Origin of the sequence: Paenibacillus antarcticus, assembly GCF_001637225.1 — a bacterium.
GTDB lineage: Bacteria > Bacillota > Bacilli > Paenibacillales > Paenibacillaceae > Paenibacillus_AQ > Paenibacillus_AQ antarcticus.
In genome coordinates this window covers 1-1,042 of the sequence record NZ_LVJI01000042.1, presented here as the reverse complement: position 1 = coordinate 1,042, position 1,042 = coordinate 1, and the positions used below count along the sequence as shown (strand labels likewise).

General features: G+C 33.9%; 1 protein-coding gene. It reads right to left on the bottom strand.

Features of this window, described 5'->3' with window-relative positions:
- Positions 1-249 precede the first annotated feature (249 nt).
- Positions 250-1,042, bottom strand: a 793-nt coding sequence (locus PBAT_RS20475; protein ID WP_068652417.1) for an RDD family protein, incomplete at its 5' end; no start/stop codon positions are given.

The following is a 1,042-nucleotide window of genomic DNA, read 5'->3' as shown; positions in this document are numbered from 1 at the left end:
ACAATTCGACTTATGATTGATGCTCTTTTCATATGACATCCTCGATTCTTCATTAATATTGCTATAGTGATATTTCGGATAACGTATGCGCATTCCTGACGTTCTAGCGGCTTAAGGCACGTAGCTACCGGATCGTCAGACTTAGCCGGTTGAATGTGTCGCCTGAATCCACTTCTCCGATATCCCCCTTGGCGACCGAGGAGCGTATGTGACGGTGTAGGAATGTTCTGTTATGCGAAGGATCACTCTTCACTGAGTTTGCTGCTTGTAATTAATATTCTCGACTATCCATTCTTCGTTTGGTACTTTAACTAACATGATAAAAACCAACAGACTATCTTTATCCCCAGTGACCTTAATGTTGAATGTGGCTTCACCATACCCATTACTCCTATTAATACTAGCTGATGGAAAAAAACTAAAATTCATATTGTCTCCAACTTTTTCTTGAATCCTTTCATTGTTCTCAATATAAGTTAGTGCTGTCTTATATGAAGCATCTTGTTTAATTATAGTTATAAAACCACTAATAATTAGAACAACAATTATGCTAATAGAAATTAATATTTTCAATACTTTACTTGACATACTATTTGTATTCTCTAGTTGATATACATCAGTTCTATTATTAATATCACCTTGCCTACGCTTGTCCTCACTAAATATAAGTTTGTATACATCTTTAGGCCAAAACAAAAATGAAAGATTTCTATTTATTAATTTTTTGGTACTGGGAATCGTACTATCCAGCTCTCGAACACCAAGGTTGAAAATTCTCTTGCCTAAACTTCTCCCGTCAAAAACATCCTTGAATAACACTGATGTTACTCCAAGTAAAATGAAAACTAAGGATATTATCATAGACAGAACCAAATTATTTTCTGTCCAATTTAATAATAAAAAGATTAGCATCATTGTTATGAAAACTATTAGATATATATCTATGAGACTAGCAACAATTCGACTTATGATTGATGCTCTTTTCATATGACATCCTCGATTCTTCATTAATATTGCTATAGTGATCTTTCGCATAACGTTG